The 19,423-nt window shown below is 43.7% G+C and carries 20 protein-coding genes; all 20 read right to left on the bottom strand.

Annotated elements, in window-relative coordinates:
• Positions 1–108: 108 nt before the first annotated feature.
• Complete coding sequence (gene speD, locus AB840_RS00505) at positions 109–885, bottom strand: adenosylmethionine decarboxylase (RefSeq protein WP_048512857.1); 777 nt, start codon at positions 883–885, stop codon at positions 109–111.
• A 38-nt stretch (positions 886–923) separates the two neighbouring features.
• Positions 924–1,421: a metallophosphoesterase family protein gene (locus AB840_RS00500; protein WP_048512856.1), complete on the bottom strand. Its 498-nt coding sequence runs from the start codon at positions 1,419–1,421 to the stop codon at positions 924–926.
• A complete protein-coding gene (locus AB840_RS00495; protein ID WP_407657321.1) occupies positions 1,418–2,014 on the bottom strand; it encodes an XTP/dITP diphosphatase in 597 nt (198 codons plus the stop codon). The genes AB840_RS00500 and AB840_RS00495 overlap by 4 nt, the downstream gene beginning before the upstream one ends.
• A 16-nt stretch (positions 2,015–2,030) precedes the next feature.
• Positions 2,031–2,705: a coenzyme F420-0:L-glutamate ligase gene (locus AB840_RS00490; RefSeq protein WP_048512855.1), complete on the bottom strand. Its 675-nt coding sequence runs from the start codon at positions 2,703–2,705 to the stop codon at positions 2,031–2,033.
• A 13-nt stretch (positions 2,706–2,718) separates the two neighbouring features.
• The gene (locus tag AB840_RS00485; RefSeq protein WP_048512854.1) at positions 2,719–3,261 is read right to left on the bottom strand and encodes a hypothetical protein; all 543 of its coding nucleotides are present in this window, start codon (positions 3,259–3,261) and stop codon (positions 2,719–2,721) included.
• A gap of 78 nt (positions 3,262–3,339) precedes the next feature.
• Complete coding sequence (gene murI, locus AB840_RS00480) at positions 3,340–4,143, bottom strand: glutamate racemase (protein WP_048512903.1); 804 nt, start codon at positions 4,141–4,143, stop codon at positions 3,340–3,342.
• Between the two features lie 14 nt (positions 4,144–4,157).
• The gene (locus AB840_RS00475) at positions 4,158–4,583 is read right to left on the bottom strand and encodes an acyl-CoA thioesterase (protein WP_048512853.1); all 426 of its coding nucleotides are present in this window, start codon (positions 4,581–4,583) and stop codon (positions 4,158–4,160) included.
• Between the two features lie 134 nt (positions 4,584–4,717).
• Positions 4,718–5,056, bottom strand: a complete 339-nt coding sequence (locus tag AB840_RS00470; protein WP_048512902.1) for a YkvA family protein — start codon at positions 5,054–5,056, stop codon at positions 4,718–4,720.
• 11 nt (positions 5,057–5,067) lie between these two features.
• Positions 5,068–5,934, bottom strand: coding sequence for a hypothetical protein (locus tag AB840_RS00465; RefSeq protein ID WP_171969715.1), 867 nt, complete (start codon positions 5,932–5,934; stop codon positions 5,068–5,070).
• A 57-nt stretch (positions 5,935–5,991) separates the two neighbouring features.
• Positions 5,992–6,744 carry an SDR family NAD(P)-dependent oxidoreductase gene (locus AB840_RS00460; RefSeq protein ID WP_048512851.1) on the bottom strand — a complete coding sequence of 251 codons (753 nt, stop codon included), beginning with the start codon at positions 6,742–6,744 and terminating at the stop codon, positions 5,992–5,994.
• Between the two features lie 10 nt (positions 6,745–6,754).
• The gene (locus tag AB840_RS00455; protein WP_048512850.1) at positions 6,755–7,528 is read right to left on the bottom strand and encodes a sulfite exporter TauE/SafE family protein; all 774 of its coding nucleotides are present in this window, start codon (positions 7,526–7,528) and stop codon (positions 6,755–6,757) included.
• Between the two features lie 8 nt (positions 7,529–7,536).
• Positions 7,537–8,874 carry a divergent polysaccharide deacetylase family protein gene (locus AB840_RS00450; RefSeq protein ID WP_048512849.1) on the bottom strand — a complete coding sequence of 446 codons (1,338 nt, stop codon included), beginning with the start codon at positions 8,872–8,874 and terminating at the stop codon, positions 7,537–7,539.
• Between the two features lie 69 nt (positions 8,875–8,943).
• Positions 8,944–10,107 carry an MGDG synthase family glycosyltransferase gene (locus AB840_RS00445; protein ID WP_048512848.1) on the bottom strand — a complete coding sequence of 388 codons (1,164 nt, stop codon included), beginning with the start codon at positions 10,105–10,107 and terminating at the stop codon, positions 8,944–8,946.
• 190 nt (positions 10,108–10,297) lie between these two features.
• On the bottom strand, positions 10,298–10,576 hold the full coding sequence (locus AB840_RS00440; RefSeq protein WP_048512847.1) for an HU family DNA-binding protein: 279 nt from the start codon (positions 10,574–10,576) through the stop codon (positions 10,298–10,300).
• Between the two features lie 40 nt (positions 10,577–10,616).
• On the bottom strand, positions 10,617–11,642 hold the full coding sequence (gene mazG, locus AB840_RS00435; RefSeq protein WP_143742706.1) for a nucleoside triphosphate pyrophosphohydrolase: 1,026 nt from the start codon (positions 11,640–11,642) through the stop codon (positions 10,617–10,619).
• 46 nt (positions 11,643–11,688) lie between these two features.
• Positions 11,689–13,272, bottom strand: a complete 1,584-nt coding sequence (locus AB840_RS00430) for a putative polysaccharide biosynthesis protein (RefSeq protein WP_048512846.1) — start codon at positions 13,270–13,272, stop codon at positions 11,689–11,691.
• A complete protein-coding gene (gene mfd / locus AB840_RS00425; RefSeq protein ID WP_048512845.1) occupies positions 13,265–16,555 on the bottom strand; it encodes a transcription-repair coupling factor in 3,291 nt (1,096 codons plus the stop codon). The genes AB840_RS00430 and mfd overlap by 8 nt, the downstream gene beginning before the upstream one ends.
• Positions 16,556–16,900: 345 nt before the next feature.
• Positions 16,901–17,842: a PHP domain-containing protein gene (locus AB840_RS00420; RefSeq protein ID WP_048512844.1), complete on the bottom strand. Its 942-nt coding sequence runs from the start codon at positions 17,840–17,842 to the stop codon at positions 16,901–16,903.
• Positions 17,843–18,091: 249 nt separating this feature from the next.
• Positions 18,092–18,445, bottom strand: a complete 354-nt coding sequence (locus AB840_RS00415; RefSeq protein ID WP_048512843.1) for a hypothetical protein — start codon at positions 18,443–18,445, stop codon at positions 18,092–18,094.
• A 314-nt stretch (positions 18,446–18,759) separates the two neighbouring features.
• A complete protein-coding gene (locus AB840_RS00410) occupies positions 18,760–19,389 on the bottom strand; it encodes an NAD(P)-dependent oxidoreductase (protein ID WP_048512842.1) in 630 nt (209 codons plus the stop codon).
• Between the last annotated feature and the right edge of the window lie 34 nt (positions 19,390–19,423).

The following is a 19,423-nucleotide window of genomic DNA, read 5'->3' as shown; positions in this document are numbered from 1 at the left end:
TAATGCGACTCTCCTTCCCTGTTATTTTTTCTATTATAGCAAAAATTATACTTCCCCGTCTATATAAAAAAAGAGCCAGCAGCTTGTGCGGACTCTTTTACTGAAGCATCAGCGCATAATGGGCATATTACGGCCATTAAAAATTTCCAGCATTTCCTGACGTACCAAGCGCCTGATCAAGGTTTGTTGATGCTGTGTAAGCTGGTTAGCCGTCATGTTGAACAAATAATTATTTAAATCAAATTCTTTCAATATCATTTTCGTATGGAAAGTATTTTCCTGATATACGTTGACATCGATCATATCGTAGCTGTTGCGAGTTGCTTGGGAAATGTAATTTTGGATCGAATTAATACGGTGGTCTATGAACAGTTTTTTTCCTGAAATATCCCGGGTAAAACCACGAACACGATAATCCAGTGTGACAATATCCGACTCAAAGCTGTCTAGAAGATAATTAAGCGCGTTCAGCGGAGAAATTTGACCGCATGTAGACACATCAATATCCGCTCGGAAAGTCATAATTCCCTTTTGAGGATGGCTTTCGGGATATGTATGCACCGTTAAATGACTTTTGTCCAGATGACAAACGATATCAGTATCTTCCGTATGAAGAGGTTCTTCTGAAATCAAAATAGTTACACTGGCGCCCTGCGGATCATAATCCTGACTGGCTATATTAAGAATGTTGGCACCGATAATAGAAGAAACATTTTTCAGAATTTTAGTCAGTCGCTCAGCGTTGTATTGCTCGTCAATATATTCGATGTACTGACGTCGTGACTCGTCACTTACGGCATAACAGATATCATACATGTTAAAGCTCAATGTTTTTGTCAAATTATTGAAACCATACAGTTTGATTTTTTTCTTTTTAGTTGTCATATCCCTTTACCCTTATGAATATATTTGCAATCCTTGTGTTATCTTGTCAATTCATATATGCGAACATTTGTCAGTATGCCTTTTGAAATAGTACATACTGCGTATGTGCCGTTGTGCCCGTCTCTGGGCAATCCGATACTACCGGGATTTAAAATCGTAATGCCATCTGTTTTTTTGAGAAAACGACGGTGTGTATGTCCGAAAGCAACTAATGATGCCGCATGGGTCTGCCCCAATTCCACTAATTTTTCTAATCGTTGCTGCCCATACCATTGGTGTCCGTGAATCAACATGATGTTCATTCCGTCAATCCTTATTTTTCTGCATTCAGGAGCAGCGAAGTTACTCATAAAGTCATTATTTCCCCGTACAGAATATACAGGAACACCCGTATATATTGACAGATCTTCGCCGTCATTGCAGTAATCACCGCCATGAAGCCAAACAGAAACATCCGGCGCCTGCTCAACCATGCGTTCTAATTCGCGAAAACGCCCATGACTGTCACTAACGACTCCTATAAAAACCGGTTTCATGTCAGGGCCTCAACTAATTTTTCCAGAGCCTTGCCACGATGACTGATTTTATTTTTTTCTGCCATAGTCAATTCTGCCATAGTCTTTCCCTTATCGGGAATATAAAACAAAGGATCATAGCCAAAGCCATTGCTGCCGGCATAGAAGTCACGAATCAAACCGGTACAGCTTCCTTCTGTTTGGAGCATACGTCCGTCAGGCCAAACAAGACACAGGACGCAAACGTAATGAGCCTGCCGCTGTGTTGGAGCTACGGCGGACAAATCCTTAATCAACTTTTCGTTATTTTGGTCATCACTGCAGTTCGGTCCTGCATATCGGGCAGAATATACGCCTGGGCGCCCATGCAATGCGTCGGCAATAATTCCCGAGTCATCGGCAAGACAAGGCTTCCCTGTTATTTTCATATAATAAAGAGCCTTAAGCTTTGCATTTTCTGCAAAGGTTGTTCCTGCTTCATCAGGTTCTGTTATATCGGGAAGGAGATTACGTACAGCGATGGCATCATATCCCAGAGGCAGAAGAATACTTTTGAATTCTCGTATTTTCCCCTTATTGTGCGTTGCCAGTACGATTGTATCTTTTATCATCATCAGCAGCACATACCTTTCACTTTGCTGTTTTGGTACTTTTGGTTTCTTTTATGCATTGTGCGTAATTTTTTATAATGACGATCGGCGTTTTTTGAGAGGCATTGCCAAACGGATTATTGATAAGTATTTTAGCAATTTCCTTAGGGTTCAGACCACGGGAATGTCCTAGAACGGCAGACCGCTTTAAATCGTTGACATCGGCAACACAAGCACCGTAGCAGCCCATTCTCTTTTTTATTTTTTCAGCAACGCCGTCCGGATCGGCAGGACCGTAGACAATACATTTGTCAAAAGGGGGCATCGTTCCAGTAACGTCGTCAGTCAGGGAGGCTTGCCTGCAAAGCTGATACCATACGCCGTTTTTGCCGATCAATTTAGCTAGAAATCCGGCAATAAATCCAAAGAGCATTTTCCATTCCCCCTCCAGTTCCATCGCGGCCTGCATGCCATACAGACTGGCCATGCTACCTTCACCTGGGACAAAGCGCCGCATCAGGCGAGCCTGCCACGAGGGCGTAAGTTCTTCAGGACGTGTATAGCGATGCTGTGTAATAGCGACAACGCTTTCTGCTGAGCATATAAGATCATCAGGGCCTACAAGATGTTTGGCATATTCTTCGATTACATCCACGATATTATCTTTGTCGGTGAGTATTCTGGTTCTTACAGGTACTAATTCTAAATCTGCCATTCCGATATACCTCCTAATTGAGTTCCAATGCGTGCTGGACTTCAGAAGCCTTCAATGTAATGCGGGCTTTATGAATATACCATTCACTGCGTGAAACAACCTGATATACTAAATCAATGGGCATGTCAGGAAATGTTTTTAAATCTTCCCGTATCGTATTATTTTTGCTGACTAAAGCAATGGTGACACGAAGTGTTCCACCCTCTCCCGGATAGTATATAACCGATTCCCAATAATTATCATCCCGCTCTGCGGCTGTATTAGCAAGCTGGGAATGAATTACGCATTTATCGTACTGTTCGTGCGGCAGTAGTGTCCGGGGATAAAAATCCATAATCGTCCCTAATTGTTTTCCCATATTTTGGAAAGGAACATTGGTTTCAAAAACGGCCGTGTCCTGTGTGATTTTCTTTAACTCAAAAGGGTTACGGCGTCGGGCTTCAATGACAAAACGTGCGTCGCCCTGCTTCCATGCAAATAATCGGAATAAAAGATACAGGACGGCAATAATGCCGATTACGGCAATGACTACATTGATTAATACGTATATTAACACAGCCTAGGACTCCTTTTTCTAAAAAAATGATATTCATATAATATACCCCTGCACCGCTTCCGGAAAAATATGCAGGAATTAGACAAGTGAAATTGTTTCTGACGAAAATTCATTGGCAGGAATCAAATGTTCTGCCAAATGGCTTCCTCGCTCCGGTTCAGCGGTAAAGCACAAGCGCAGATAGCCGGGGGCCGGATTATGATTCAGCAAATCATCTCTTTTCAGAACCTCCAGCGTCTGCAGCGCCATTTCATGAGCTGGATCAACAAAGGCGATGCCATCACCGCAAAGTGCTTCGAATAAGGGTTGGATAAAGGGAAAATGCGTACAGCCAAAAATAGCCGTGTCAGCGCCGGAAGCAACGACTGGTGCTGTGTATGTCCGTAGTGGCTCCATAATAGCTTTTCCGGAAAGTATCCCTCGTTCAATAAAATTAGCCAGGGCCGGGCAAGCTTGTTCTACAATTTCAATTTCCGGATCAATTTCTGAGGCTATCTTTTGGTGACTGTGATTGGAAATTGTAAGCTTTGTGGCAAAAACGGCAATTTTTTTCTTTGCGCTGATCTCCATTGCGGTTTGGATACCGCGGCTCATACCGATAAGCGGATACGAGGTTTCATGAATAATCGTATCATATGCTACCGCGGTAACTGTATTGCACCCAATAGCGACAAGCTTTACCTGCTGTTTTTTCATAAACCGCAGGATGTCTCGCGTGTACATCAGAATCTCTTCGGGAGTGCGGGATCCATACGGGTTTCGTTTCGTATCCCCGACGTAGACGATGTTTTCATGAGGCAGCAGCATGCGGAGTTTATTGACTACTGTCAATCCGCCTACCCCAGAGTCAAATACCCCGATTGGCCGTTCATTCCTATTCAATTGATACCCCTCCATTACTGAGCCAACCCCTTATCCTGTTCATACCATGCTTTCAGTTTTTCATAATGTATATCATCAAGTCGGGCAACCGTACCTGTGGATTTGCGGGTAAAAACGTTTTGTGTCGTGCCTGTGGCCAGTAAAAGGCCATTGTCTTGACGCAAAATGCGATACGAATACATCATTTGCGCTTTGGACAGACGAGTCAGCCGTGTTTCAATCGCAATCGTATCAGCATAATTGATCGGATTGATATATTCACAAGAAACGTTTTTTATGGGGAATAAAATTCCCCTGTCCATAAGTTCAAATAAATCAATGCCAGCTTGCCGGAGGTATTCGCAGCGCCCACATTCAAACCAGCGGATATGATTGGAATGATGGACGATACCCATCATATCTGTTTCGTAAAACCGTACTTTTTCAATAATAGTAACCATATTTTTTATGCTCCTATATAAAAACATACTCATATTATTTTACGATGATGAAGTATGTTTGTCAAAGGAAAACAGGTAGTTAGGGGCAAAAAATAAACAATTCCAACAGATTTTCTGTTGGAATTGCCAAATAGTTACACTCGTAAAAAGGGAAACATACGACGCACCCTTGCTTTGTGCTCCGGTTTGACATACATCCCGGCAAAACGCAGTGCCGCTGCGACTACAGCCGCATCATCGAGCCATCCTAATCCAAAAATAGCATCAGGCATAAAGTCGAAAGGAAAAATAACATATCCCAAAGCGGCCATCAGCGTGAGCTTGACAAACTTAGGCGTATCTTTATCCTGCATACAGTAAAAAATCGTCAGCAGTTTGGGAAGAAATTTTATCTTGCGGCCTGTAGTGCGGATAAAATAAATAAATTTCCCCGGTGTGTAAAAGCGGGCAAAAAAACGTAATATCTTCCACATAAGCGTCATCCCTATTGTTTGTCTTCCAACGGAATTTTAGCATCTTCAACGGCTGCCTTGACCTGAGATTCAACCGAAGGTTCCGTTGGAGTCGGGATTGCTTCTTCTGCAGTCGGATTTTCTAACGTATCTGACGGGGCCGCAGGCGCTGCTGATGTTTCAGCAGCTTTTTCTTCAGCAATTTCCTCGACTAAATCATTGTGGTGGCGTACATTATGGTATAATTCCTGCCCTTTTTCTTTTACGTCCTGTAATTTGTCTACAGCAACGCTGCGCCATTTTTTCATAAAATCAATAGTTTCGTCACCGAGAGGAACATTTTTTAACGGATTATCACGAAGTTTATCCACTTGTTCTCTTGCTTTATCCTTCCACTCGGACATCATATCCACATATGGCCCCATATCAGTCGGCATACCGTCCTTCATCCAGCGCTGCGTGACGCGTCCCAGGCTGTAGGTTATGCCTACTGCTACGGGAACCTGAATGGCACTGAACGGAATTAGTGTTGTCAAAATATTACCGGCCATACGGCTGCCCACTGCGCCAAGAAAAGCGATTAAAGCCCTTTCTGTTAGTTTAACGTTGTACACCCGGGCAATACGGCTGACCAGATATACTTCATTGGCCATCAGGGCGACGGTTCCTAACAGCGGTGCGACTACGATGGCGCCGGCACGGGCGGCAGCCCAGCGGCATAACGTTTCCACCTTCACGTCGTCGTCTTCGGTAGACTGATTAATTGTCTGAATCACGTTCATTGCAGTATCTTCGTGGCTGGCTGTTTCCGGTACCTTGCTTTTAAAATCTGCCAGTTCCTGTTTTAGCTTAGCAATTTCTTCCTGCAATGCTTCTACTGTTTTCATTTCTTCACTCATCGATACCACCCCATCCTGCATATAAAAATATAATTATTAACTTATTTTCCCATGTTTTCACCAGCTTGTCAAACCTCCGTCTACAGGAAGTGCAACAGCAGTGATAAAAGACGCGTCATTACTGAGTAGAAATGCAATGGCTTTACCTATTTCCGGCGGTGACGCCAAACGAAATAGCGGGTAATGTTCCTTTATGTCAGCAAGCGTCAGTTCTGGATTCTGATGCAGTTGTTTTTCTAAAAGCGGCGTAACGACGTCGCCGGGGCAGACACAGTTTACTCTGACCTGATACGGTGCTGTCTCGAGGGCCAGAGATTTGGTGAAAGCCACGACGGCACCTTTGGTAGCACCGTACACAGAACAAGCAACATTACCCTGAATACCAGCATCGCTGGCCACCGTAACAATGGCACCGCCGCTTTTTTTTAAATGCGGCAGACTATACCGGCATAGGGACATAGTACCGTATACATTAGTTGCAAACATCTGCTGTACTTCATGGGGAGATGTTTGTTCTAATAAATTTTCTTTATAATAGCCGGCAGAAGTAACCAGACCGTCCAGATGTCCGAAAGCGGCAACTGTCTGTTCCGTCATTTCTGCACAGTCCTGATCACAAGAAACGTCACCCTGGATGTACCGTACCTCACCTTCATTTTTGGCGAGAAAGGTAGCTGCAGCTCTTCCACGCTCTTTATTTCGCCCGCTTAATACGACGTTCCAGCCACGCTGCATAAGAATATCTGCGGCAGCCAGTCCGATCCCGGACGTTCCGCCACTGATCAATGCGATCTTTTTGTCTGTATCCATAAAATGCTCCCTATAATATGCCGAGATAATCTAAAATTAATTTTCCGATAAGGACAGCCGTTACTGTCAGCATAATCAGACGGACAAATCCAGAACCGCGGCGGATTGCCATGCGTGACCCAAAAAAGGCACCAATAAGAATACAGACAGCCATCGCGATACCATACACATACAAAACTTTTCCCCAGTATACAAGAAGAATAAAACTTGTAAGATTGCTCATCAGATTGAGCACCTTGGCATTGCCGGCCGCGATGACAAAATCAAAGCCGATCATGGCAAAAATAACAATAAGAAATGTACCTGTTCCAGGCCCGATGAAGCCATCATATAAACCGATGAAGAAGGCCGTGGCAGTTGCCTGCAATACGGCTTTTTTGGTTTCGCCGGCATACGTGTTATTTGATCCCAGATGTCTTCTGCTGAAAACGAATAAAGCGGATCCGATTAGTGAAGCAATAATAATAGGCTGAAGCCATTGTGCAGACAGGCACAGCATAAGAATACATCCAATGACTGCTCCGGCAAACGAGAACGGCAGAATACGCTTCATTAAGTGTTTATCAACCTTGCCAGCCCGCCAGAATTGCCAAGCACTCATAACGGCTCCGAAAGTGGCTGCAAACTTGTTGGTACCAATAGCAAAATGGGGCGGCATTCCCGTAGCCATAAGCACCGGGAGAGAAATAAGACCGCCGCCACCGGCAATAGAATCAATAAAACCGGCTAAAAAACCGCCGCCCATAATAAAAGCAAGCATGTGAATTGAAATTGAAAAATCCATTTTATTCCCTACTGCATCAAATCGGTTGCAAAAACGATATCAATGCCTTCCTTATTAAGTTCGCCGACCATTTCACGTATGGCCTGCGCCGTATTTAAACGGCAATGTCCGATAACGATGGCGCTGCCATTATTCTTAGCTATCTGCCCAGCTTGGCGGAGTCGATTTTTGACAGAAGAGACATCGGCATCGTTGTCAATAAATAAATTGTTGCGGCTTGTAGCTATACCCATGGAACTAGCCAACTGCTCTCCGATTGAGGCGCTGTTAGTGCGACTGTCAAGATACATCAGGCGGCGTTTTTTCAAAACGGACATAACGTCCTCCATAAGCCGCGTATCCGCAGTTGCCATAGAACCCTGATGGTTATTCATACCTGTTGCATGCGGAACCTGATCCAACATTTCATCAGCTGTGGCCTTGACCTTGCTGTCAGACATATCGGTGCCAATATATACGGTCTCGGATGATTGAATATTAAGAGGCTGCATAGGCATGTGGACAAAAATTTTTCGATTGGCCTCGTAACCGCTTTCGGCACATTCCGCCGTGTATTTTTTATTTGGCATTACGGCATAGGTCAATGGAATGGGAATGGTGTTGAATTTCTGGAGGATCTCTGTACTACTGCCGCAATCATCAATGACAATGGCTAACTGCCCGGTAATTTGGGACGGAAGTGTTTGTGCGGTATCCGATGACGGTGATTTCGTTGAAGTATCCTTTAATGAACCGCTGGATGATCTCAAAATCATATTTTTGACTTTTTCTATAACATTAGAATTTGCCTTTGGCTCGGTGACGTACAGCTTATCTGTTACTAAATACAACTGTTCTGTATCAAGCATATCAAAATAAGCGATATCATATTCCGTCACATCTTTTCCATCATGTTTTGTCTTTTCTACCCGATATAGAACGGTCTTTCCCCCGCCTTTATTCAGCTGTGTTTCCAGTGCTTCACGAGTAAACAGTTTTGTTGGTATGACTGTTTTACTCAATGTTGTCCAGCGGATGATGCCTCCTGTGGCATGACGTTTTTCCGTTCGTTCCTGTGTATCTATCGTCGTAACGTCAGCCCCTTGTGTTTTCAGCCAACTATCAATAGCCTCATGCATTTCTTGCGATACATCGGTATATATAGCATCCTTGCCATTATCGCGGCCTTTTTCTATATTCACTATTTTTGAGTCAGCCAGTTGTTCTGAAACAATCCCTGTATGGAGATTCCAATACGCGCCGACACAAATAGAGATCATAAGAAATAAAATGCTGAGGGGTTTAATGAGGCTGCCAGAACTGCGTGATGGCCGTGACGGTGTTCGTCTGGTTTTCTTTTGTCTCATAATAGTTCATTTCCCCATAAAAAACCGGATGCGGAACACATAACCCGAGCTATGCGCCGATCCGGCAAATCAAACAGATACGTTTGAATATTCCTGATTCTGAAACTCTGGCTTTTTATGCTCTGCATCGGGCTGCAGCATTTGCAGGACACGGGCACCGATGATTTCGGCGCCGTCACGATGGCAGGCCAAGCTGGCGTGGGACATATCCAATAGCTTATCTGTATCTGCCAGCAGTTCTTTTACAACCACAACGAGTTCATTCTGGGATTTAACCCAGCGGGCACAGCCTTTTTCCTGCATATAGAATGCATTGGCTTCTTCCTGACCGGGAATAGGACTATACAGTACCATAGGGATCTGGACAGTCGCGGCCTCCGTACAGGTCAAGGCCCCTGGTTTGGTGACCAGCAGCGCTGATTGGACCATGAGTTCCGGAATCTGATTAGTATATCCAAATACGTTTACCGGATGACTCAGCTCACGGCGCAGCCGGATTATTTCATCATATAAATCCGCGTTATAACCTGTTACAACAGTGAAACTATCAATGGTGTCTATCCTGTCGAGAAGCGTCAGCGATTGTTTAATGGAGCCCATACCTAAGCCACCACCCATAATAAGAATATTTCTACTATGCTGAGATTTTTCTTTCATATGCCAGCGTTCTTTTTTGAACGCATTACGGACAGGAATTCCCGAAACAATAATTTTATTGCGGTCAATTCCATTTTGGTTCAAAAGATCTTTTAATTGGGATGCGGCTACGCAATATAAATCAATTTGTGGATATAACCAAAGCTGATGAACTGCAAAATCTGTAATTACACCGACAAGAGGGATGTTTAAGCGATGCTGACGTTTTAAAAGCGCGGCAGCTCCCGCAGGAAACGGATGCGTGAAAACAAGAATATCCGGTTTTCTATCTGCCAGTACTCGCAGCATGCGCCGCTTCAATCCCCAGGCAATCAGCGTTTTGACTGCCATGCCCCGTTTATATCCTTGCGAAGAATAATACATTAGGTCATATAACATAGGGAAAAAATCCAGAATTTTGATGTAGGTTTCCTTGACCAGATTGTCGATAGAAAGAACATCATTAGACAAAAAATCAAGATGCTCCACGTCATATTCTTCTGAAAGGGTTTGGACATATTCTTCTATGGCACGTGCTGCCTGTGTATGACCGGTTCCAATAGAAGCAGACATTATCAGGATTTTTTTCTTTGTCATGCGTATCCCTTCTTTTTATAATCAACAGCATCCAGGCGTCTATATGCACCTTGCATAACCTATTGGTTAAACGATGCGGCTCTTAAAAAATCATATCGTGGTTTATACTATGATTATAGTATTATGTTACGACAAAAATCAAGAAAAGAAAAGGGCCGTTTGTATTGGCGGCCCTTTTCTTACAAAACTCTTATTTATTATTTACAAGATCTTTTAATTGTTTACCAGCTTTAAAAGCCGGTGTCTTGGATGCATCAATCCGAATGGGTTCATTGTTGCGGGGATTACGGCCTTCACGTGCTTTACGCTGGCGGACTTCAAAGGTACCAAAGCCGATGATCTGGACTTTATCGTCCCGTGTCAGACTTTCACTGATCGATTCGAATACGGCTTTTACCGCTTTTTCGGCATCTTTTTTTGTCAAATCGGATTTCTGTGCAACACTCGCAATTAATTCTGTTTTATTCATTACAAATCCTCCTTTAAATAGTTACATCTATCTTTTCGGGCTAACTTTTCAGATCCGTCCCTTTCGGCTGACGTTCTTTTCTTTTTGCTTCCTGCCAAAAGGCATCCAATTCATCTAGGGTAACATCTTGCCATGATCGGGATGATTCTTTTACGCAGGTTTCAACGTAAGAAAAGCGGCGGCGAAATTTACTGTTAGCACGATGTAACGCACATTCCGGCTCTATATGATAGCGTCGGCATAAATCAGCAAATACGAACAGCACATCACCAGCTTCTTCTTCAGCATGAACAGGATCATTCTCCTTCAAGGCGTCTTTAAACTCCTGCCATTCTTCTCGGAACTTAGCCCAGACATCTTTAGTATCCTGCCATTCGAATCCAACCTTGGCCGATTTTTCCTGAAGCTTATATGCCTGAAGCAATGACGGTAGTCCCTTGACGACGCCATCCAGAAGATGCTCATGCTGTTGGCGTTGCTCGCCTTGCTTTAATCTATCCCAGTTTAACATACTCGTACCTATCTTTTCAAGGTTTTTTTCACCAAAAACATAGGGATGGCGGTGAATCATCTTCTTGGTGATATCGTTTACAATATCTTGTGCGTTAAAAATTCCTTTTTCTTCAGCAATACGGGCATGAATAATAATTTGATAAAGAATATCGCCTAATTCTTCGCGTATGCCCGACATATCCTGACAATCCACCGCATCAAGCATTTCATATACTTCTTCCAGTAAAAATCGCCGTAAGGTTCGATGTGTCTGGGCTTTATCCCAAGGACAGCCGTTGGGACCTCGTAATTTGGACATGACATCGACTAGCGGCGTAATATCAAATGGCATAGCGATATGTTCCGGTTCCTTTTGTGACCATGCCTGCTCAATCATTTTCCGTACCCGTTCGGCCATAGCCGGTCCGCCGGATACGGTATGGATAATATGTTTTGTACGTCCTTCCCGTATCAAATACGCGACAATCGGCGCATACTGTTTTTCAAAAGACGGGCCTTCCTTTTCCATATCTTTGGTATCAGTCCCTAACGGGATAATCTCTATGTTTCCCAATATATTACATCTCCTCCTCTTGCCCTAAACAGGCACCCATTTCTATCTATTTTTCTAATCGTCTTATCATGGAAGAAAGTGTTTTACCAAAAAAAGGTATACGAGAAGCGTCTTCAGATTTAATGGCACGAAATATAAAAAGACAAACAAGATATACTGCGCCGGCGGTTATGATCGCAGTAATAGTAGATATGGCATCTCCCAGCAGGGGAAAAAGACCATTATGAACAAACCATGCTGTGCCAGCCATTGCGGCTGACGCTAAAAATAAGCGGCCTACATAAGACCATTGTACACGGTATCGGATGAAACGGTGCGCAAAATAAAGGTTTAAAGCAGTAGCAACAGTAAGATCCACATTTGTTGCCCAAGCGGCTCCCACCTCTCCCAGCCAGGGAATTGCTGTCAGATGCCAGCTTAATGTAATTTTAAAAACAGCAGCAATAATCATATTCAGCAAAGGAATCGCCGTATGCCCCATGCCTTGTAAAAGACCGCTTGTGATTTGCTGCAGGCCGATAAGAAAAACCGCTATGGATAATACACATATGGCGGGTCCCGCTGCCGGTGTGGCATAAAGCAACTTGGATATAGGTGTAGCCAGGACTGCCAGACCACAGCAGGCTGGTACAGTAATTGTATTGGCAATACGCATAGCCGTATGAGTGCGTTTTAATACTACATCATTGGCGCCGCTGGCATAGGCTGCAGAAACCGCCGGTACAAGACTGGTCGCCAGAGCGATCGTTAAAATTGCCGGCAGTTGAACGAGTCCATTTGCCATGCCTGTCAAATATCCAAATAATGTGGTAGCCTCATGAACGGAATATCCTGCTGCCTCCAATCGCTGAGGAACAATAAATAAATCAATGCTGGCAACCGCTGGCAGCAGCATATTGGCGGCAGCAACCGGGATTGCCAATACGGCCAGACGTCGGATAATAGAAAACGCTGGCAATATTGGAAATTCATGAGTACTGAGGGCGAAAGTCTTTTTGCGGTGACGGTAGTAAAGGACTGTTATGATAAGTAATCCCGCCAAAGCTCCCGGGACGGCACCGAACGTAGCTCCGGCAGCCGCTGCCTCCAGACCGTGAGGCAGCAAGATCCAGGCTAGAATAAGCATGGTGCATACACGGATAAATTGGTCCAGCATTTGTGATATGGCGGTTGGCGTCATAAGCTGCAGTCCTTGAAAATAACCTCGGAAGCAGCAGGTAATAATAGAAAGAATTAATGCAGGCGCCAGAACGATCAGCGGTAAAAATGCCCGTTCGTCCCGCACCAGCCCGGATTGGATTAAAAATTGGGAACCGCCGACCATGGCAATCCCGCAGAAAACTGCAACAATACTCATGAAAGCCAAAGTGACATGGAATATGCGTTCGGCCCCATTATAATTTCCTTTTGCCGATTCTTCGGCAATCATAATAGAAACTGCAATAGGAATTCCGGCTCCGGCAATGCTAAGCAGCAAAATATATACCGGATATGCCATCTGATATAATCCAATACCCTCGCCGCCCAGCAATCTGGATAAAAGAATGCGATTGACGCCACCTAAGATTTTGACAACAATGCCCGCTAATGTAAGAATCATTGCACCACGTAAAAAAGAGGTTTTAGTCAAAGGAAGCCTCCCTTCGCAAATTTGAAAAAGCAGTCAGCAGGTGCTCTAAAAAGCGTAGGATATCAGGGATACCTTGCAGAGAGATACGCACCATCATGGGCATGCCGGGCACGGTACGAATGCGCCGGCGCAGGAGAGGTTCCAATTTGATAAGCGGTGGCAGCTGGCCGGCATGCTGCCATTTGATTTCCAGTGCATCTTTTTTTTGTGTGATAAAAGCGATATCCATTGCTTGGGCCTTCAGCCGCAGATGTGTTGCACATAGCAGCGTTTGTACCGGTTCAGTGGGTTTGCCATACCGGTCCAGCAGTTCTTTTTCCAAGCTGATCAGTTCTTTTTCAGAAGCAGCCAGCGCCATACGTTGATACATTTCAATTTTTTGGCCGCCGTTGCTGATATAAGCATCATCAATGAAAGCGTCCATGTGGATTTCCAGAATCGTATCTGGCTGAGGTTGTTCATTGATCTTTCCATTTTGAGCCTTGGCAATCGCATCTTCCAGCATTTGACAATACATAGCAAACCCGACGCTGGCAATATTACCATGCTGCTCACGTCCTAGCAGATTGCCGGCACCGCGGATTTCCAAATCACGCATTGCAATTTTAAAACCAGACCCTAATTCTGTAAATTCTTTTATGGCCTGAAGTCTCTTTTCAGCTACTTCAGATAATACTTTGTCACGGCGATAAAGAAAATAGGCATAGGCCATGCGATGGCTTCGTCCTACGCGCCCCCGCATCTGATAGAGTTGAGACAAACCGAAATGATCGGAGTCATAAATAATAATTGTATTGGCATTGGCGACATCCAGACCATTTTCAACCAAGCTTGAGCACAGCAGCACATCGTAGTTTCCATCATAAAAATCAAACATGATTTGTTCCAAAAGGGTACCGGCCATTTGTCCATGTGCAATGCCGATGGAAATATCAGGCATCAGAGCCTGAAGCTCATCTTTCATTCGTTCAATCGTGGCGACACGATTATACACAAAAAAAACCTGTCCGCCACGCCGTTTTTCCCGCATAACCGCATCGCGCACAATGCGGACATTATATTCTGTGACATAGGTTTGCACAGGAAACCGATCCGTTGGAGGTGTTTCAATAACGCACATTTCACGCAAGTTGACGAGTGACATATGAAGTGTTCGGGGAATTGGTGTAGCACTTAAAGTCAGTACGTCGATATGAGCTGCCCAAGCCTTCCATTTTTCCTTTTGCGCGACTCCAAAGCGCTGTTCCTCATCCACAACAAGCATTCCCAGATCTTTAAATTTTACTTTTTTATTAAGCAGGCTATGTGTCCCGATGAGAATATCAATGTCACCGGTCAGAGCCTGTGCCAGAATTTCTTTCTTTTGTTTATAGGAGCGAAATCGGTTCAGAACCTCGCAATGAATACCAAAAGGACTGAGCCGTTCCGTAAAGGTTTGAAAATGTTGTTGTGCCAAAACGGTTGTTGGTACGAGAACAGCGACTTGTTTACCTCCCATAACAGCTTTAAATATGCTGCGCATGGCGACCTCTGTTTTTCCGAAGCCTACATCACCGCACACCAGGCAATCCATTGGGTACGGTTTTTCCATGCTTTTCTTTATTTCTGCCACGGCTTTAAGCTGATCTGCCGTTTCTTCATATGGAAATGCATCTTCGAATTCTTTTTGAAAAGGTGTATCCGGCGGAAACGCGTAACCTTTCACAACCTCCCGCTTAGCATACAATTCAACAAGTTGTTCTGCAAGATCTGTAATTGATTTTTGGGCCTTGGATCGTGTCTTTTGCCAATCCGTTCCGCCCATTTTATGCAGCTTTGGTGTATCTCCTTCATTGCCGATATATCGTTGAAGCAGCTTGAGCTGATCTGTTGGTACATATAAAATATCCTGACCGGCATAGTGTACTTCTAAATAATCCTTGTGGACGCCATCTAATTCTATGGTTTTAATGCCTGCATACCGGCCAATACCGTGCACTTCATGCACTACATAATCGCCAACTTTTAAATCTGTAAATACATTGATTTCCTGGCCTTTGACGGTATGATGCTGAAGACGATGCTTCTGCATACCATAAATATCCCGTTCTGATAAAATGACCAGCTTGGCATAAGGCATTTCAAAGCCATTGCGTATTTCTCCATCGGCCAAATAAATATGCCCCGCTTGCCATTCTTTTTTATCATCATAATCTTGTGCAGTCAAATCCTGCTGACGCAGCCAAGCCGTAAAAGAAGCCGTCCGTTCTCGACTTCCTAAAATTACCAGGACCGCATTTTGATTCTGACGCCAGTGCTGCAATTCATCTTCCAGCAAGTTGAATTGCTTTTGAAAGCTGGCCATCATTTTGACGGCAAAACTAGTTGCCGTATCAATAAACATATCGGGAACAGACTGCGCCATCAGTGAAAAAAGCATTGTCGTTTTGGGATGGTGTGAAGCGGTAAATTCTCCCCATGGGCAAAGCCATTCCTTATATTCGTCAGATTCCTTGAGCAATTTTTTCAGCGACTCGCGAAGGCGATTTGGTTCGTCCCAAATTACGACGCCATTATCGACATAATCAAGAATCGTGTATTTATTACTCGCATTCCTGTTTTCCAGGGAAATAGGAAGTATGCGTATGTTATCCATATGTGCCAATGATTTTTGACTACCAGCATCAAAATAACGGATGCTTTCTATTTTATCACCAAAAAATTCAAGGCGGACAGGATACTGATGGTTGACAGCATAGATATCGATAATATCACCACGGACAGAGAAATGACCGCGCCGTTCTGTCATATCTACTCGTTCGTAGCCGTCATCGATAAAATGTTGAAGCAGCCGAATCCGATCATATTCTGTGCCGGCCGCAATATCCATAGCAGCATCATCCATTTGCTGCGGTGCGATAACATATTGGGCAGCTTCTTCGATAGTAGCGAGAACAATACCGGAATGACCTTCACGCAGATATCCGAGGGACTCCATTTGACTTGCTGTACGTTCGATGCTTTTGGCCGTCGTATTAAATACAGCCCTGTCGACGAGCGGGAAGTTCAAAATATGCAGATCAGGTACTATGAACTGCAGGTCAGACTGCCATGCAGTAAGCTGTTCCTTAGACTGCACAATAATAACGGCTTGTTTGCCTGTTTCTGTCAAAGCCTTCGCTGCAAACGCACTCTTAACGGAGCCGCCGAGGCCATAAATACTATGGCATCCCGGCTGCTCAAATAATTTAATGGCATTCCTAATATTTTCATCACGATTCATCCATTGAAATAATTGATACATTTGACTAGTGTCCTCACAGAAAATGGGGCTTTAGACTGTCTAAAGCCCTGACGTATTTGTCTGCTGTCTGGCAGATATGAAAATGACTTGTGCTTTGTATTATATCACATTTAGATAAATAAGGGCTAGCCAATCCACCAAAATACATTACATATGTTAATATCAACTGACTGATTTTCCCCTCACCAGCTAGCTGCATGAGTTTATTAACTGACCGCTTGGAACGAAATTTATACGGCAGTGCAGAACGAATTTTCACTTTAGTTAGCGTGAAAGGTGCCAGAAATATTTACGGTATTCACATTGTAAACGCATAATGACAAATTATCAATACCTTTTTTCTGTCTATAATAGGATTTTATCTTTTGAGCTGAGGCTATGCGTAGGCGCTGATCCACCCCGTTCGTGAATAAGATAACACAGACGGTCAAATACATCCTGGGCACAAGGATGCTCATATTCGCCTAACTGTATATTTGGCTTGGCCCGGCCATGATAATCACTTCCTATAGTGGCAATTAGTTTATAGGTACGGCAAATGTCAGCATAAAACTGTGACGTATCCGTATCATGATAACTGCAGTAGGCTTCGATTCCATCGATTCCTTCTGCAACCAAAGACTCCGTAACATCTCTGTTTTGTCCCATATTAGCACCTGGATGAGCCAATACAGCTGCGCCGCCATTGTTCTGAATATGTCTGACTGCCTCATGGAGGGTAATAAGAGTCATCGGCACAAATGCTGGTTTTCCCTGACTGCAGTAATCCCAGCCAAAATTGACGTAAGGGCTCTTGTTGCGCAAGCCTCCGGGACGATATGGCGCTAAAATAGGATTGTCAATATTCCGTGGATCTTCTAAGGCCGCTCGGGCAATATTGACTGTGGCGATGACATCATTATGAGAAAGAGTCCACACATATTTTCTATCCAGATATATTCCTAATTGCTCTACTGCATTCATCATTTTTTCTGAATTATCGAGACGCTGCTGATGAATATTTTTTTCTATTTGATGAAAAATAGGTTCTTTTTCATCAATTCCATATCCTAAAAGATGAAAATTTTTTCCCAGATGAGCACAACTGAGTTCTATCGCCGAAAAAAAACAAAGCCCCAATTCGCAGGCTCGTTTTCTGGCCTTCGGTATGGCTTCTACTGAATCATGATCAGAGACAGCCACAGCTTTTAGTCCGGCAGCCGCACATTGATTCATCAGATCGGATGGTTCAAATTCTCCATCCATACTGTATTTTGTATGCATATGCAGATCAAGCCATGTATCCATAGTTGCCGCTCCTTTCTCTTATATAACAGGCATAGAAAATATACGCTGATTTTAAAAATCGTATGGAAAAATCAACAAAAACCATACAACTTACCATATTTATTATATGCAGAGCCTAATTTTATTGCAATGACTATAGCCCATTCTTACGAGACTTTTACAGGAAAAAATACCTTTGAGTACTATTAAACAAAGTATAACCTGAAAAAGGCACTCGATATAGAGTGCCTTTTATCCGTTTGTGTCTCTTTAAAAAAGTTCCTTTTTTTCGAGAATCGCAACCGCAGCCGTGCAAGCTGGACAATCACAATAATCTGCTCCGGCTGCTTTGATCGCTTTAGCATGAACGGCAATCTTGTGCGCCGTATCTGCGCCAAATAATTGGATGCCATTTTTTGATTCTGTAAAGTCAATCAAATTGTCCACAGGCATTAGATCGGCTTCCAGTTCTGTCACATATTTTTTAGTTTCTGCCGCCTCTGTCTCTGTCCCTACCGCATTCAGCCAAGCCTGTGCAGCTGCCTTGGCTTCATGGCTGCAAGATGGCGAATGCATCAATATATGCGTTTTTTCAATCACATACTCTAATATCTTTTTATCCATATCCAAACCGCCCTCTTTTCTGAAATTCAGAATAAATAGATAATCCTGTATACCGGAGCGAATCTGCTGTCCGTTATCTATTTTTTAGATCCAAAAGATAGTGCACAACGTTCGGCCGATCGGGGCTGCCGTCAGTATGCTTAATCAAACTCTTTGTATATCCCAAACCGGCAAATTCCTTCTCCGCTGCATCTTTTTCTGCATTATACAGTGTGCCTGTTATTAGTATAAAAGAAGCCAAGCAAAATGGCAAGGTATACTTGCGGTAAAGCTCTGCTGGTTCCGGTGCAGCGCCTTATCGAAAAAATACCGACTTACTCCGAAACAACAGAAATTCTCTGCCGTATATGATTTCCGTTTACAGCCTCATCAATCATTGCAGATGCATAATCAGCATAGCTGATCACACTTTCTCCGTTGCTATTTAAAAGCAATTCTTCTCCGCCCCACATATATTTTCCTGTTTTAACTCCGTCGGCCTGAAAATTTCCGGCAGGACTTATATATGTCCATCTGACATCCGTTCTGGTTCGCAAATACGTTAAGGCCTTTCCCATGTTGATTGCTACCGGCTTAAATACATCGGGAAAATCAGGAGCATCCATGACTTGTGCTGTATGTTCAGAATTAATATAGAGACTTCCTGCGCCCCCTACAACTAAAAGGCGGGTATTTTTTCCGCTTACCAAATCACAGAGATGTTTGAGCGAGGTACTGTGCAGCGGCAGTGTTTCTGGTGTCCAGGCACCAAATGCGTCGATTACTACATCAAATTCTTTTAGATCTGAAGCTGTCAGATCAAATAAATCTTTTTGGATGGCCTGTGTTGCTACGGAACGGTTTTCACCACGCACTACGGCTGTGATGTTCAGACCTCTTTCCAGGCCCTCTTTTACGATTTGCCTTCCTTCTTTTCCATTGGCGCAAATAACGGCAATTTTCATTTTTCTGCCTCCTTGTAATATATCATCTTGTTTT

This window comes from Megasphaera cerevisiae DSM 20462 (assembly GCF_001045675.1).
In the GTDB taxonomy this organism is placed as follows: Bacteria; Bacillota; Negativicutes; order Veillonellales; family Megasphaeraceae; genus Megasphaera; species Megasphaera cerevisiae.
This window is presented reverse-complemented; position numbering and strand designations above follow the sequence as displayed.